The organism is Aneurinibacillus tyrosinisolvens, assembly GCF_001015055.1.
In the GTDB taxonomy this organism is placed as follows: domain Bacteria; phylum Bacillota; class Bacilli; order Aneurinibacillales; family Aneurinibacillaceae; genus Aneurinibacillus_A; species Aneurinibacillus_A tyrosinisolvens.
Genome location: NZ_BBWZ01000007.1, coordinates 184,039 through 197,909 on the forward strand (window position 1 = coordinate 184,039; position 13,871 = coordinate 197,909).

Below are 13,871 nucleotides of genomic sequence, written 5' to 3' on the forward strand. Positions count from 1 at the left end.
AATGTTCGTGTTTTGTTGAAATCTTTATTTTTATTCTAACAACTTCCCCTACGGATGTAAAGGGATTTAACGGCAAAATGTTGTTAAAAAATTAAGAAAGTAATGAATGCGGTTGCAAATTAGGAATCATCTGTTCAAAGGAGCAGGCAACATGATAAAGTAAAAAGATATCGATAAAATGATTAAATTAAGAGGGCAGGAAAAATGAACATTCGACAATTGCGCGGCCATCATTTGCTGTGCGTACACGGTTTTCAAGGTATGGGATACAGCCCGTCTTTTATAGAGAAAATGGGGGAGATTGTAGGAGAAATACGGGATCCTGAAAGCGATATCTGGATTGAAGTGAAACTCGGCTTTGATGAGGCGTGCTCCGCCTGCCCACACCAGGGTGAGACGGAATGCGAGGCAGGAGAAGGCTCAGACGCCCATGTGAGGGGCATGGACACGAAAGTAATTGATCATCTTGGGCTTGAGAAGGATGCTATCTACCGAAAGGATTGGCTGGTCAACCGTACGGCACAGATGGTACAGCCGGATGATCTTGATTTTCTATGTGCCGACTGTTCATGGCTGTCTGCAGGTGTTTGCAAGGAAGGAATTCACCGTTTAAACCGGAACACGGGTTGGTAAAATAGAGAGACTGGACGATATAGGAAAACTCCCGCGTGCAAGCGGGAGTTTCCTTGTATGTATCGCTTTATTTTGCTTCATATATCCTAGGGAGGCGATGATAGGGTGATAATAGATTTAATGGCAGGATTTGTCGGCAGCTTCGTCATCGCAGGGCTTGCGTATTGGAAACGCTCGCTGTCAGCAAGCGGACTGACTGCCGCAATCCTGCTCGGAACAGGGATGTATGCGCTTGGGAGTTTAAAGTGGTACGGTCTGCTTATCGCGTTCTTTGTTTCCTCCAGCTTTCTATCGCACCGGAAGAAGCAGGAGAAAAAGCAGGTGGAGGATTTATTTGCAAAGGGCGGCCGCCGGGACTGGCTCCAGGTGGCGGCAAACGGCGGAGCCGGATTGGTTGCCGTCAGCGCCGGATACCTTACAGGCGATGAGGCAGCATGGTACGCCTTTTATATTGGAACGATCGCGGCTGTAAGCGGGGATACGTGGGCAACAGAAATAGGCGTCCTTTCCAGGCGGGCGCCGCGCCATATTCTCACCTGGAAGAAGGTAGAAGCGGGAGCATCAGGCGGTGTCAGCGGGCTGGGAATGCTCGCCTCATTGGGCGGTGGATTGTTTATTGGCTTTACCGCCGTGATGCTGTCTTTGTTCATCCAGGAGCCTGTATCTATGAGATATATTGTGGCGGGCGCGGCAGGCGGTCTTGTAGGGAGCGTCGCGGATAGTGTCATGGGCGCAACGTGGCAGCGAATGTATTACTGTGAAGGATGCCGCAAACATACCGAGCGCCCTTTCCACTGCGGTGAACCGACGCGCGTTAGCAAAGGATACAACTGGTGCACGAATGATGTGGTGAATGTGGCGGGCGCCATCGCCGGCGGCTGGGCCGGCTGGCTTTTTGGCTAGAAGCGGGGCCGGTTAATTTTCTCTTATCGTCACAGGAGTTCCAATGGGTACGGTGTTTGCCAGATCCAGCACATCCTCGTTGTACATGCGAATACAGCCTTTTGAAACACGCTGGCCAATCGACCAGGGGGCGTTTGTGCCGTGGATGCCGTAGTGAGGGCGGCTGAGTCCCATCCACATCACTCCGAAAGGCCCGCCGGGATTCGGCGCTTTGTTGATAATATAGTACGTTCCTGTCGGTGTTTCGGTAAGAATCTTTCCAATTCCGACGGGGAACGCCCGGATGACAATGTCATTATCCAGCAGGTATAGCTGCCGCTTACTTAATGAAACAATGATAGAATACGCCATTTTCTTCACCCGTTACTATCGTATTCAGGGGCATTCATTTTTGGGAAAAAATCATTCTTCAAAAAGGAGAAGGAATTGTTATGAGAAGTGAACCGGTGTCGCTGAATGAGCGTATCGTCTCTCTCGATATCATACGCGGTTTTGCTTTATTCGGAATTTTGCTCGTAAATATGCCCACATTTCATTCGCCTGAACTGGTGGCCCAGCTATACTCAATGCCGCAGCATTACACGGGGATAGACAGGTGGATCCGGCTGTTTTTCGATTTGTTCGTTCAGGCAAAATTTTACCCGATTTTCTCCTTTTTGTTTGGTGTTGGCTTCTTTCTCTTTTTAAGCCGGGCTGAGAGAAAAGGACACAGGGTGTATGTTCTTATGTGCCGCCGCCTGCTGGCGCTCCTGCTGTTCGGCATGCTTCATCTCGTTCTGCTATGGTATGGCGATATTTTGCATGCGTACGCGATTACCGGATTTATCCTGCTGCTGTTTTACAGGCAGGAAAATAACACAATTCTTGTCTGGGCGTTTGTCCTTCTCGTTCTGTACTTCGGCCTTCTGTCTTTGCAATTCCTCATCCCGTCTGCTGCCATGGGGCAGATTATGATAGAACAGCAAAGCATAGGCCAGAGTAAGGTAAGGGAAGCGATTGAGGTGTACAGGAATGCAACGTATAGACAGTGGGTTTCTTACCGCGTCCATAATGAAGTGGGCGATATACTTAGTGGTCTTCCTTTCCTCATTCCGGTTATTCTTTCCATGTTTTTATTCGGGTTTTATGCGGGGCGAAAAAGGATATTTAGCCACTTTGAAGAGAGTGAATGGATGATTCGGCGGGTGTGGGCGACCAGCTTTCTGCTTGGCCTTCCGCTTGTTTTCGTGCTTTTGCTGCTGGAAATAAGCTGGCTTGATGCAGGTTCTTATCAGTACATTCTAAAACAGTTTCTTGTCCAGCTTAGCGGAATTGTCCTTTCGTTCTTTTACATGGCAGCCTTTCTCCTCCTGCTGCAAAAAAAGAAATGGGAAACGCTGCTTCGTCCGCTCGGTTATATGGGACGGATGGCATTTACGAATTACCTTTTCCAAACATGCCTTTCGCTTGCTGTCATTTTCGGTTTTGGGCTTTTCGCACGGATGAGCCTTGCCGCAGGTTCAGTACTTTGCCTTATCATTTACGTTTTCCAGATGGTGTTCAGCTATTATTGGCTTAAATATTACCGGTTTGGCCCGCTCGAATGGATTTGGCGCACAATGACCTACGGACATGCTCCGCCGCTGCGAAAGCAGACTGCCTCCATACGGCGGGGAGAGAAGAGCGAGGAGTAGCGTATGATTTTGTTTCGTCGGATTGTTCTTTCGTTTTTCGGCATGCTTCTTATTTTGCTCATCGGAACGGCGGGATTTGCCTACACGGAAAAGATCGATTTTTTTGACGCGCTGTGGCTCACCGTTATTAGTGTCCTTACGATCGGCTACGGGGATCTGGTTCCCCGGACGTTTGCGGGGAAGGTATTTACTCTCATCATTATTCCAATCGGTATCGGTGTCGTATCGTATGCGCTTGGTGTGTTTGTCGCATCGGTTGTTGAAGGTAAATTATCGAAAACAATGGAGAAAAGGAAAATGGAACGTAAAATTAAGCGGCTGGAAAACCATATTATTGTTTGTGGGATTGGACGGGTAGGGCAGCAGGTGAGCGCCCAGCTCGCCAGTGAGGGGATTTCGGTAGTTGTGGTGGACCGGGATGTTACGATGCTCGAAAAGATGGCGAAGGGATTTCTACACATAGAAGGGGATGCGACGGACGACTATACTCTCCACCAGGCGGGCATTGAACGGGCCGCCGGGCTCGTTGCAACCCTGCCGGAAGACGCGGACAATGTGTTTATTTCGCTAACGGCGAAAGGAATGAATCCAACGATACACATTGTGGCCCGGGCAGAAAAGTATGAATCGGAGGAAAAATTGCTGCGCGCCGGGGCTGACAAGGTAATTAACCCATCGAGCATCGGCGGCAGGCGTATGGCGATGTCGATTATTAAGCCCGTCAGCGTTGACTTTGTCGATACGATCCTTCATTCCCATGAAGAGGATTATGGCGTTGAAGAAATCGTATTTCAGGACAGTTCTGTCCTCGCACATAAAATGCTGAAAGAAGCAAGGGTCCGCGAAGAGTATGGGGTAACGATTGTGGCGATTAAACGTGGCGCTATGATTATTAGTAACCCCGGGCCGGAAGAGACATTGGAGCCGGGAGATGTTGTGATCGTATTTGGCACAAAAAAACAGATGGTCCACTTTGAAAAGGCATCGAGGTAAAAAGTATGCAGGAGCCCCTCTTTACATTTTGAGAGGGGCTCTTTTTGTTGCAAAGTTTCTCTTTACTCTATAGGTGAACAGATTTCAATGTAATATAAAGAATTGTGTACTTTAAAGAACATAAGAGAATAAGAGTTTTTTTACTATGTAAAGGAGATACTAGAAGAAAAAGTAAAGGAGGTAAAAAGGATGCTCGAAAAAGGAAAAATTTCTGCCTTCCAAATGGGGCTTATGATATATCCGCTAATCTACGCAACGGCTATCCTCTTCGTCCCAACAATTACAGGCAAGTATGCAGGGCGTGATGCGTGGATTTCTCCCATTTTGGGTTCCTTGAACGGATTTTTTACAGCGTTTATCGCATATCAGTTACATAAACTCTATCCGAAGGAAACGATCATTCAATACAGCAGACATATCATTGGACGGATTCCAGGAAAGCTACTTGGATTTGCCTACTTGTTCTTTTTTTTATACTTGAGCGGCTTCATATTGAGAGAGTACGCAGACTTCATTATCACTTCTTTTTTGCCAAAAACCCCACTGATTGTCGTCATTGGAGGCATGGTTCTGGTCTCTGCCCTCGCTGTGCATGGCGGTGTGGAAGTTTTGGGAAGAGCTTTTCAGCTATTCATTCTGGCTTTTATTATTCCGATTCCGATATTCGTAGTCCCCCTTCTTAAGGATCTGGACCCAAAGAATATGTTTCCAATCATGGAGCATGAGATCATGCCAGCGATTTTAGGAGCAGCTGCCCCACAGGCCTGGTTCAGTGAAGTCTTTCTTATCTCGATGCTGTTTCCTTTTTTAATAAATCGCGAAAAGGGGATGAAGTGGAGTATGATTTCAGTGTTTGCCGTCATGTTGAGTCTTGTCAGCATAAATCTGCTCACTATTTTCCTGTTTGGAAAGAGTGTAAGCAGTAATACCTTTCCTGTGTTTAATGCAATTCGATACATCAGCCTTGGTCCTTTTTTTGAACATCTTGAGGCAGGCATCATCGCGATTTGGGTACTCGGGGTATTCATGAAAATATCGGTATTTTATTATGCACTTGTTTTAGGAACTGCCCAATGGTTACACCTCTCTGACTACAGACCCATCGTTGTTCCACTTGGTTTTCTAGCGACTTTGTTCAGTATATGGGAATTTTCTAACCTGCAGGAACAGTTTGAATTCTCGGGAAAATCTTTCCCTTTTTACACATCATTTATGTTAACTGTAATTCCTGTGTTGCTGCTGCTTATTGCTGTAATTCGAAAAAGAAACCGCCAGAAGAAGGAGATTCCAAAAAATTCAGCATCATAATAAGAAAGGAGTCGTCCACGTTGTTTCGGAAAATTCGAGAATGGTTCTACAAGCAGGAACAACCCAATAAACAACAGCAGGTTACGAAGCAGCCCATTATGCTTACCTCAGATCTGAATGAAAATCTCCAGGTTCTTCACTCCATTTATCAGGACTGTTTTGATGTATCCTTTCGCACGTTTTTAATTGGTGGAAAAACAAAAGCCATTCTTGTTTATATAGAGGGTCTATCCGATATCAAGGAAATCAATAAGATTGTACTTGCCCCACTGATGTCAGAAACAGCAGGAAAAGCTCACAGCCCGCATGAGATATTGCGAGAAAAGATACATGTTTCAAAGATTAAAGAAGTGAAAACGTTTGCGGATTGTATACAAAACATCTCAATCGGGAACCCGGTGCTTTTATTACAGCAAGAGGAACGGGGGCTTGCCGTAGGGTTAGCCAAATGGGAGAAGCGATCGATTGAAGAACCAACAGCGGAAAGCGTCGTGCGGGGACCGCGGGAAGGGTTTGTTGAAACCTTGGGGGTCAACACTTCCTTGCTTCGACGAAAAATCAAAAGCCCTAACCTTAAAATGCAATCGATGAATATCGGGCGCTACACCGATACGAATGTTGTTATTGCTTACATAGAAGGACTTGCGGATCAGGCGCTCGTTAGTGAAGTCAAAAGCCGGTTGCAGCGCATTGAAATCGACAGTGTGTTGGAAAGTGGATATATCGAGGAAATGATTGAAGACCATCCTTTTTCGCCCTTTCCTCAACTACTCACGACAGAGAGGCCGGATGTAGCCGCTGCGAATCTTCTTGAGGGGCGCGTGGTGATTTTAGTGGACGGAACCCCCTTTGTCTTAATTGCTCCCGTTAGCTTCTTTTCCTTTCTTCAGTCGGCGGAAGACTATTACCAGCGTTACATGATTAGTTCAGCCATCCGCTTGTTACGCTTTTTTTTTATGGTGATTTCTATTCTTTTGCCTTCGTTCTATGTAGCGATCCTTACTTACCATCACGAGATGGTGCCGACAACCTTGCTCATTAGTATGGCATCTTCACGGGAAACCGTTCCTTTTCCAGCCCTTGTAGAAGCCTTTATGATGGAGATTACTTTTGAAGCGCTGCGTGAAGCAGGGGTTCGGCTGCCTAAACAGATTGGGGCTACCGTTAGTATTGTAGGCGGACTCGTTATCGGGCAAGCGGCCGTTCAAGCAGGTATTGTTTCCGCTCCGATGGTCATCGTTGTTGCGATTACAGGCATTTCTTCCTTTCTGGTGCCGCGCTATGCCCAGGGAATCGCGTTAAGGATGCTGCGCTTCCCTATTATGCTGCTTGCTGGAACACTGGGGTTGCTCGGGATTATGTTTAGCGTTATTGCGATTGTCGTCCACTTATGTACGTTGCGTTCGTTTGGGGTTCCATACCTTACTCCTCTTGCTCCGATCAAAAATCGTGAATTGAAAGATGTAGTGATTCGAGCTCCGTGGTGGATGTTAAACACACGGCCGCACTTAACAGGAGAGGTCAACCTATACCGACAGGATGCTGGACAAAAACCAGACCCAAACAAAGGAGACGAACAGTAGAGTGAAGGCGTTAAGGGGTGGATATTGTCGAAAAATCATACTAACATTTACCGTTCTTCTCTATTTTTTGGCTGGCTTCCTGCTTACCGGTTGCTGGGACAGAAGAGAACTCAATGAGGCTGCATTTGTGTTGGGGGCTGCCATTGATAAAAAAAAGGATAAAAAAATCGAACTTACTGTTCAAGTCTTAATTCCTCGGGCCGCAGGCGGTGGGCAGCAGGGAGCAGGGGGCGGTGGCGGCGGCGGTGGGAGTACGCCCCAGGTCCTGGTGAGATCGGCGATTGGAGAAAATGTGGCGGATGCTGCGTCAAAGCTCCAGGAAAAATTTCCACGCAGAATCTTCTGGGGGCACTGCGAAACTTATATTATTGGTGAGAAGCTGGCCAAAGAAGAAGGCGTTCGTGAGCAAATTGATTTCTTACTTCGCCACCCGGAACCTCGGGAACGTGCTTATTTGTATGTCAGTCATGGGAAAGCAGCCGATGTTTTAGAATTGAAGCCCCCTTTAGAGCGATACTCGGGAGAAGTGCTCCGAAGGCTAATCGAGATGCGTATTGGTGTGAAAGTCACGGTAAAAGATTTTGAGCAGATGGTAACAGGTGATGCAGGGGGGGCTCTTTTGCCTTTGATCAAAATTTTACCGCAAAAGCATGGGGAAAAGAAGCAAGAAACGATTGCCTATATGGCTGGGACCGCTATTTTCAAGAAGGATAAAATGGTTGGCCAAATCGATGACAAGGTAACAAGGGGATTGTTGTGGTTAAGAAATCAAACCCAGGAGACTACGATTACAGTAAACCCGAGAAAAGGGGAAACCATATCGTTAAATCCGGTTCGGGATGCGACGAAACTCATCCCTGAAATCGAGAATAGAAAGTGGAACATCACTGTGAATGTCAGTGCGGAAGGCACGATTCTGCAAAATGGAAGTGATCTTGACATTATGAGTCCAGAAATCACGAAAAGAGTAGAAAAGTATGCAGAAAAAGACATCAAACGACGTATCGACCGAGCCCTTAAACAGGTGAAGGAAGGGATGGATGTGGACGCCTTCGGTTTCGCGGATGCTTTTCACCGCAAATATCCGAAAGAATGGGAGAAAGTAAAAGATCATTGGGAGGATGTCCTTCCGCAGGTGAACGTGAAAATGGATGTTAAAGTGCATGTAGTCCGTTCTGGTATGTCTACTACACCGGCGGGCCTGACGGAAGAAGAGGTGAAAAAGAGATGAAAGGGGCGGCAGTAGTAGGGATAACCATACTGGTAGTTCTTATCTTTTTGTATGAATGGCCAAAAATGAAGCGGAATCAGAAAAAGGAGAAAGCGGCTTTTGTGACCTTAACAGCGATGGGATGGGCGCTTGCTGTCCTGCTTGTTTTTTTTCCGGACCTGCCAGGCCCTACGCAGGTAATTAACAAGCTTTTTAAACCACTGGGTCAGATGCTGGAAAAAAGCAGGAGCGTTGAATAATATCATATGCCGGCTGGGAGCTATGCATAATGGCAGCCCGTTCTCCGCACGCTAAAAAGGCGAAGGGAAAATTGGATTTAAGAAAGGATGGATAACATGACAGAGAAACATGATAACAACGGTGTAAACCAACTAGAACAAACAATGTCAGCCGAGGATCTTGCCAATCCACGGGAAAGAATAACCGGAATCGAAAATGGGGCAGCACCAAAAAAGGGAAGGGATATCGATACGTACCCGCCAAGCCCTCAAACAGGAAGGTGAAATAATGAAAAACAAAACAGTGAGAAACAAAACAGTGAGAAACAAAGCTGAGTTAGATATGACATCGAATGCGGCACGTAATGAAAACATGATGCGTGTCGGCCAGAATGACGCGGAGTTTGCGGCTGAAACTGCCGAAGCAGTTCTGGCAAAAGAGACAAACGGAAAAAACAAAAAGAACCTAACTTTACGCTAGGTTCTTTTTTATACTATAGTTAGGGGATTATGAACCGTGAAATTTTTATATAGGGAAGGGGATAAAGCCATATGCTGGAGAGGAGAAGGTTAACCGAGGAAAACCTGGGACAGAGCCTGGAGTTGTCTCAATATGCGTTTCAATACCAGATTCTGGTGGATAACCCAAAAATCCAGCAGGAAATGGTTCCGTATTTTATGGCAAGAATAGTAGATGTAGGGGGATTCCTGAAACAATATCCTTTTGCACATCAGCCGGAGCCAGTTACGATTCAGGTTGAAGATGACTTCGCTGAATGGAACAAGGGAGTATATAAGATTGAAGATGGAACGGCGGCAAGAGTGGAGGAAACAAATCCTGATTTCCAGTGTGATATCCGGACATTGACGGCCTTATTGCTTGGTGTACATAGCCTTGAGTTTTTTTAAAAATCGTCCCTTCTCTTTGAGAACCATTGAATTGCATGGCCGCCAACTCCACATATAACTCCTGCTACGAGCCCGCTTGCTATAGGGCTCGTAAGAAAACACCAGGAGGCCCCGCATGTCATCCCAAACATTAACCCCCAGAAGAAACCAGGGTAATGAGATATCTTTTCGGGTCGGGGAATCCCTCGCTGTTCAAGTTCATAATTAATATCCCTTGCTTTGTTATAGGCAAGAAATAAATCAAAAGTAAAGACAGATGGGTAATACAAAAGCCAGTGAAAGTTTACAACTGCCAGTGATTGTTCCCATTCACCCCGTAGAAAATGATGAACAGCCCAATTTAAGTTAGACATTTGATTAACAGTAATTTCCCAAATCATGAAAATAAGCGCCCTAACATAATGTCCAAGATAAACATGTCCAAAGCCGGGCAGTGCAAACGACCATAGCATAGCAACAACAGGCGATCAATAACTGTTTTCTTTCATCTATTTGATTAAACTCCCGGAAAAATTCCATTATAGTAAAAGCATGCTCAATTTCTGCCGGTTCAATTCAGGAAATTGTTGAGGGAGTGGAAATGGTTCGATCGGTTCTTACAGGGCTGGCCATAATTGTTTAGCCCTGTGTTTTTAACGTTCTTCCTTGAACTACCACGGATAGCAAGCGGTCATTTTTCTAAAGATATAATTACAAGGTCGAACCCTTGTAATCCCCTCTAAGGCAAAGGAGGTGAAATAAATGCCGAATCGCAACAAACTTCTTGTCCCTCAAGCTAACCAGGCGTTGAACCAATTTAAGTACGAAATCGCTACTGAGTTTGGTATCCAGTTAGGCGCAGATCAAACTGCCCGTGCGAACGGTTCTGTTGGTGGAGAAATGGTAAAGCGTATGATCACATTAGCTGAATCAGAACTTGGTGGAACTGTTCAGTAACCCTCTGCGGTAAAATTCAATAACTTAATGATAAGGAGCAGTTTATCCGAAGGGATGAACTGCTCCGTTTCTAATTAAAACCCGGGATAGGCGGCTATTTGCTTCTGCCTCCATCATTAGAATTTGTTTTTAAAATAGGGAGGATAACGGTAAAAGTACTCCCGCTCCCAGGCGTGCTGGAAACGTGAATCGTTCCATGATGGGCCTCTACAATCCATTTGGCAATCGCCAAACCAAGACCTGTCCCGCCAAGCTGCTTGGACCTGTTTTTATCCACTCTATAAAATCGGTCAAAAATGCGGAGTTGTTCATCTTCCGGGATGCCAATCCCTGTATCCTCAACGGTAATACATAGAGCAGGCTGCTTTTGTGAGGTATGGGCGGAAAGAGCAAGGGTAACATCCCCTCCATTCGGCGTATACTTAATTGCATTGTCGAGCAGGATATAAAGCAGCTGTTTTAACCTCTCGAGATCGCCGTAAACAGCCATCGCTGCGGGAGTGTGCAGCTGCAGGCGGATTTCCTTTGAATGAGCAAGGGTTTGAGTGGATTGAACCAATTGTCCCACCGGTGGAATGAAATCGAAACTTTCATAATGGAGTTCGAGCAGCCCGGAATCAGAACGCGCTAGTGTCAATAAATCACCAACCAGGCTTGTCATTCGCCGGACCTCATCTTTCATATTGGATAACACATTCCGGGAAAAGCTCGAGATATTTTCTTTTTCCTCCATTTCCAAAACATCAAGGGATGAATGGAGAATGCTGAGGGGAGTTCTTAGCTCGTGGGAGGCATCCGCAGCAAACTCCCGCTGTTGGTTAAAAGACGTCCGGATGGGAACCATCGCTCGTTTGGACATGAAATAGCTAAGCAAAAGTGCGATTCCTAAAAACAAAATCCCCAGTGTGACTAATGTAACGAGAAGCTGGTGAATTAATTGATTATAAAATGAAATATCTTTCCCTATATAAAACACACCGACCAATTGGTTTCCCTGATAAAGAGCCCGGCCGGTCACCATTAGATCAATCGGGTGTTTTTCCTCGTGGCGGGAAAATCCGTGCCCATGCGGGCGAATCATGACCGTTCCGTAACGGATATCATTCAACTGGGGGAGCCAGCCCTGCAGAAGATGTAAAATCTCCGGCTGCAAGGGATGAATGACCTCTTCGCCAAACAAAAGCTCTCCATTCGGGTTTACTACATAGTAGAAGAATTGATTTCCGCTTTCCTGGCTTGCATGTAAGTTCTCCAGCTCTTGCGTGCTAAGGGTGCCGTCTTCTAAAGCGTTTGCGATTCCATTCACCTGTTGATCAGCTGTGATTTGAAGCTGCTGTTTTTGCTCATAAGAAATCGTCGTGTTTACTAAAAAGTAAATAACGGTGATAAACAGGGTAAGAAAAAATGTAATGAGTACGCTGTATTGAAAGGTGAGCCGGTTTTGTGTATGGACGAACATGTCTTTTTTCCAATCGCGAATGTGGGATAACCAATCAAACTTCAAGTTTATATCCCACCCCGCGAACGCTTTGAATGACGTCGTCCTGACCATTGCCACATAATTTCTTACGCAGCAATTTAACCGTAGCATCAATCGTCTTCATTGATGCTTCCGAATCGTATCCCCAAATCCTGTCATAAATAATCTCGCGCGACAGAACCTGTCCTTTGTTTCGTATGAGCAAATCCAATAGTTGAAATTCCCTTGGTGTTAATTGAAGCTCCTCTCCTCCGTTGAACACCGTCCGATTCGTCAGGTTCACAGAGAGAGCTTGTATTTGGACAACTTGCTCCTGAATCGGGGCAAAGTTACGGCGCCTACGGCACGTACCCTTGCAAGCAATTCATCTACCTCGAACGGCTTGACCAAATAATCATCTGCCCCGGCGTCCAGCCCTATAACACGATCCTGAACAGCGTCTTTTGCCGTTAACATAATAATTGCTCCTGTATATCCATCTTTTCGCAGCCGGTTACATATTTGCACGCCCTCTTCGCCTGGCAGCATCCAGTCCAGGATAAGGACATCATAATGAGAGGCCATCGCATACTCATATACATCATCGCCCTGCGTAACCCATTCTACCTGGTACCCTCCTTTTCTTTTTAAAAGGTGGGCAGTAAGCTCGCCTAGACGAACATCATCTTCGGCCAATAAAATATTCACACTCAAGTCCTCCTTCGTAAGGAAAGCATGTTCTTTATCCATCTTTTCTACTATTGTATTTTAACCGATTTAAATGAAATTTGCGTGAAAAGACAGGGGTGGATTTCCGGGAGGTACATTGTTACTCCGTAAAAAAAAGAAGCTGCTTCTAAATTTTCACCGTTTTTTCACTTTCCTTGTCCATACTAAGAGCGAGTCAACGCAAAATAATTAATTTGAGGAGTGTATACTTATGAAGAAAATTGTTGCTTTTGCTTCCGCTGGCATCGCGATCGCTGCAATGGCGGGTTCTGTTTTCGCAGCTACACCGGCAACCACAGCAACCACAGCAACTACAACTGCCGCTGCGCAAAAGGCTGTTTTTAACCATCATAAGCATGAAGGGCAATTTAATAATCCGGAGCTGCTCTCTTTACTAAAGCTGGATGCCGGCACGCTGCAGCAAAACATAAAAAGCGGTAAGTCGTTAGCGGATATCGCTGCTGGACAAGGTGTGGAAAAACAAAAGGTAATTGACCTGCTCGTAAAGCAAGCTTCTGAAAGGCTTGACAAAGCTGTACAGGCTGGTAAGTTAACCCAGGCTCAGGCAGATGAAAAGAAGAAGAATTTACAAGGCCAAATTAAAAATCGAGTGGAAAACAAAGGGGGCTTCGGTTTTAAGAAAGAGCGCAGAGGCCGGGAAGGACACCTTGAGGAGGTCGCATCCGTTTTAGGAATGAGCAAGGAAGAAGTTTTAACTCAGTTGCAATCCGGAAAAACCCTCGTTCAAATCGCACAGGATAAAGGAATAAGTAAAGATGAGTTAGTTAACAAGCTGCTTGAGAAGCAAAAAGAGCGTCTAAGCAAAATGGTTGAGCAGAAGTGGGAGAAGAAGGACAAGAGTACAACGGCTGCTGAGAACGGTTCAGCTGCCGGCACATCAAACAATTTGCAGTAATGTTTAAAAACAGATACCGAATCCCATTCCCTGACGAGTGGGATTTTCTGATTTGAAGGGCAGTATTTCGTCTTTATCTTATGGTGTAAGTTAGGGGGGCAGAGATAATTGGCATAATTTGATATTGCAATGGATCCTCTATTCCTGGTAAGATGTATTCCTGGCTTCGGGATGAATGTTAAAAAAGAAGCGGATAGCAAATTGGAAAAAATAAGCTATTGATTCTGTAGCAAACAATTTGTTATAATGTAATTCCGGCATTAGAAACAAGCGTTGAGAACCAGGGCAACAACAAATTGGAAAAAATAAGTTATTGCAATGTGCCTGGTAATTTGATAAGATAGTTAAGTCGCCGCTAAACGAGCGGATGACAATGAAAG

Annotated in this window: 17 protein-coding genes and 1 pseudogene; 13 read left to right on the plus strand and 5 right to left on the minus strand. The window is 45.6% G+C overall.

All coding sequences use genetic code 11. The features are described 5' to 3' along the window. Positions 1-204 precede the first annotated feature (204 nt). Together MBEAL2_RS09350 and MBEAL2_RS09355 are read left to right on the plus strand one after the other, a co-directional pair. On the plus strand, positions 205-633 hold the full coding sequence (locus MBEAL2_RS09350; RefSeq protein WP_047152020.1) for a DUF1284 domain-containing protein: 429 nt from the start codon (positions 205-207) through the stop codon (positions 631-633). A gap of 105 nt (positions 634-738) precedes the next feature. Further along, positions 739-1,536 carry a DUF92 domain-containing protein gene (locus MBEAL2_RS09355; protein WP_236692740.1) on the plus strand — a complete coding sequence of 266 codons (798 nt, stop codon included), beginning with the start codon at positions 739-741 and terminating at the stop codon, positions 1,534-1,536. 12 nt (positions 1,537-1,548) lie between these two features. Here the strand turns inward: MBEAL2_RS09355 and MBEAL2_RS09360 are convergent, their stop codons facing one another. Then, on the minus strand, positions 1,549-1,887 hold the full coding sequence (locus MBEAL2_RS09360) for a L,D-transpeptidase (RefSeq protein ID WP_047152021.1): 339 nt from the start codon (positions 1,885-1,887) through the stop codon (positions 1,549-1,551). 80 nt (positions 1,888-1,967) lie between these two features. Here MBEAL2_RS09360 and MBEAL2_RS09365 point away from each other — a divergent pair, with 80 nt between their 5' ends. The 9 genes from MBEAL2_RS09365 to MBEAL2_RS09400 all read left to right on the plus strand — a co-directional run bounded on the left by MBEAL2_RS09365 (position 1,968) and on the right by MBEAL2_RS09400 (position 9,451). Further along, positions 1,968-3,209 carry a DUF418 domain-containing protein gene (locus tag MBEAL2_RS09365; protein WP_047152022.1) on the plus strand — a complete coding sequence of 414 codons (1,242 nt, stop codon included), beginning with the start codon at positions 1,968-1,970 and terminating at the stop codon, positions 3,207-3,209. 3 nt (positions 3,210-3,212) lie between these two features. Then, complete coding sequence (locus MBEAL2_RS09370) at positions 3,213-4,202, plus strand: potassium channel family protein (RefSeq protein ID WP_047152023.1); 990 nt, start codon at positions 3,213-3,215, stop codon at positions 4,200-4,202. 189 nt (positions 4,203-4,391) lie between these two features. Further along, on the plus strand, positions 4,392-5,510 hold the full coding sequence (locus MBEAL2_RS09375; protein ID WP_047152024.1) for a GerAB/ArcD/ProY family transporter: 1,119 nt from the start codon (positions 4,392-4,394) through the stop codon (positions 5,508-5,510). 20 nt (positions 5,511-5,530) lie between these two features. Further along, positions 5,531-7,093, plus strand: coding sequence for a spore germination protein (locus tag MBEAL2_RS09380; protein ID WP_047152025.1), 1,563 nt, complete (start codon positions 5,531-5,533; stop codon positions 7,091-7,093). A gap of 1 nt (position 7,094) precedes the next feature. After that, positions 7,095-8,324 carry a Ger(x)C family spore germination protein gene (locus MBEAL2_RS09385; protein ID WP_052947614.1) on the plus strand — a complete coding sequence of 410 codons (1,230 nt, stop codon included), beginning with the start codon at positions 7,095-7,097 and terminating at the stop codon, positions 8,322-8,324. After that, on the plus strand, positions 8,321-8,563 hold the full coding sequence (locus MBEAL2_RS09390; RefSeq protein ID WP_047152026.1) for a hypothetical protein: 243 nt from the start codon (positions 8,321-8,323) through the stop codon (positions 8,561-8,563). The genes MBEAL2_RS09385 and MBEAL2_RS09390 overlap by 4 nt, the downstream gene beginning before the upstream one ends. A gap of 96 nt (positions 8,564-8,659) precedes the next feature. Then, complete coding sequence (locus MBEAL2_RS31715) at positions 8,660-8,827, plus strand: hypothetical protein (protein ID WP_161798195.1); 168 nt, start codon at positions 8,660-8,662, stop codon at positions 8,825-8,827. 4 nt (positions 8,828-8,831) lie between these two features. Further along, entirely contained in the window at positions 8,832-9,023 is a 192-nt protein-coding gene (locus tag MBEAL2_RS09395; protein ID WP_047152027.1) for a hypothetical protein, read from the plus strand. A gap of 71 nt (positions 9,024-9,094) precedes the next feature. After that, positions 9,095-9,451 carry a sterol carrier protein domain-containing protein gene (locus tag MBEAL2_RS09400; RefSeq protein ID WP_047152028.1) on the plus strand — a complete coding sequence of 119 codons (357 nt, stop codon included), beginning with the start codon at positions 9,095-9,097 and terminating at the stop codon, positions 9,449-9,451. Here the strand turns inward: MBEAL2_RS09400 and MBEAL2_RS09405 are convergent. After that, positions 9,448-9,831, minus strand: coding sequence for a hypothetical protein (locus MBEAL2_RS09405; RefSeq protein WP_152667741.1), 384 nt, complete (start codon positions 9,829-9,831; stop codon positions 9,448-9,450). The genes MBEAL2_RS09400 and MBEAL2_RS09405 overlap by 4 nt on opposite strands. 361 nt (positions 9,832-10,192) lie before the next feature. Between MBEAL2_RS09405 and MBEAL2_RS09410 the strand changes: the two genes are divergently transcribed. Further along, positions 10,193-10,387 carry an alpha/beta-type small acid-soluble spore protein gene (locus MBEAL2_RS09410; RefSeq protein ID WP_047152029.1) on the plus strand — a complete coding sequence of 65 codons (195 nt, stop codon included), beginning with the start codon at positions 10,193-10,195 and terminating at the stop codon, positions 10,385-10,387. A gap of 94 nt (positions 10,388-10,481) precedes the next feature. On the opposite strand, the gene MBEAL2_RS09415 is transcribed toward MBEAL2_RS09410, so the two are convergent. Further along, positions 10,482-11,891: a sensor histidine kinase gene (locus MBEAL2_RS09415; RefSeq protein ID WP_052947616.1), complete on the minus strand. Its 1,410-nt coding sequence runs from the start codon at positions 11,889-11,891 to the stop codon at positions 10,482-10,484. After that, a pseudogene (locus tag MBEAL2_RS09420) lies at positions 11,881-12,554 on the minus strand (response regulator transcription factor). The gene MBEAL2_RS09415 and the pseudogene MBEAL2_RS09420 overlap by 11 nt, the downstream one beginning before the upstream one ends. 232 nt (positions 12,555-12,786) lie before the next feature. On the opposite strand from MBEAL2_RS09420, the gene MBEAL2_RS09425 reads away from it, so the two are divergent. Next, positions 12,787-13,491: a hypothetical protein gene (locus tag MBEAL2_RS09425; RefSeq protein ID WP_052947617.1), complete on the plus strand. Its 705-nt coding sequence runs from the start codon at positions 12,787-12,789 to the stop codon at positions 13,489-13,491. Between the two features lie 138 nt (positions 13,492-13,629). Here MBEAL2_RS09425 and MBEAL2_RS32790 read toward each other — a convergent pair. Next, positions 13,630-13,871 (minus strand): hypothetical protein (locus tag MBEAL2_RS32790; protein WP_236692741.1); only part of this gene is annotated, 242 nt, incomplete at its 5' end.

Coding starts and splice junctions, on each gene's coding strand:
- MBEAL2_RS09350 (WP_047152020.1), top strand. CDS start 205: ATGAACATTCGACAATTGCGCGGCCATCATTTGCTGTGCGTACACGGT.
- MBEAL2_RS09360 (WP_047152021.1), bottom strand. CDS start 1,887: ATGGCGTATTCTATCATTGTTTCATTAAGTAAGCGGCAGCTATACCTG.
- MBEAL2_RS09365 (WP_047152022.1), top strand. CDS start 1,968: ATGAGAAGTGAACCGGTGTCGCTGAATGAGCGTATCGTCTCTCTCGAT.
- MBEAL2_RS09370 (WP_047152023.1), top strand. CDS start 3,213: ATGATTTTGTTTCGTCGGATTGTTCTTTCGTTTTTCGGCATGCTTCTT.
- MBEAL2_RS09375 (WP_047152024.1), top strand. CDS start 4,392: ATGCTCGAAAAAGGAAAAATTTCTGCCTTCCAAATGGGGCTTATGATA.
- MBEAL2_RS09390 (WP_047152026.1), top strand. CDS start 8,321: ATGAAAGGGGCGGCAGTAGTAGGGATAACCATACTGGTAGTTCTTATC.
- MBEAL2_RS31715 (WP_161798195.1), top strand. CDS start 8,660: ATGACAGAGAAACATGATAACAACGGTGTAAACCAACTAGAACAAACA.
- MBEAL2_RS09395 (WP_047152027.1), top strand. CDS start 8,832: ATGAAAAACAAAACAGTGAGAAACAAAACAGTGAGAAACAAAGCTGAG.
- MBEAL2_RS09400 (WP_047152028.1), top strand. CDS start 9,095: ATGCTGGAGAGGAGAAGGTTAACCGAGGAAAACCTGGGACAGAGCCTG.
- MBEAL2_RS09405 (WP_152667741.1), bottom strand. CDS start 9,831: ATGATTTGGGAAATTACTGTTAATCAAATGTCTAACTTAAATTGGGCT.
- MBEAL2_RS09410 (WP_047152029.1), top strand. CDS start 10,193: ATGCCGAATCGCAACAAACTTCTTGTCCCTCAAGCTAACCAGGCGTTG.
- MBEAL2_RS09425 (WP_052947617.1), top strand. CDS start 12,787: ATGAAGAAAATTGTTGCTTTTGCTTCCGCTGGCATCGCGATCGCTGCA.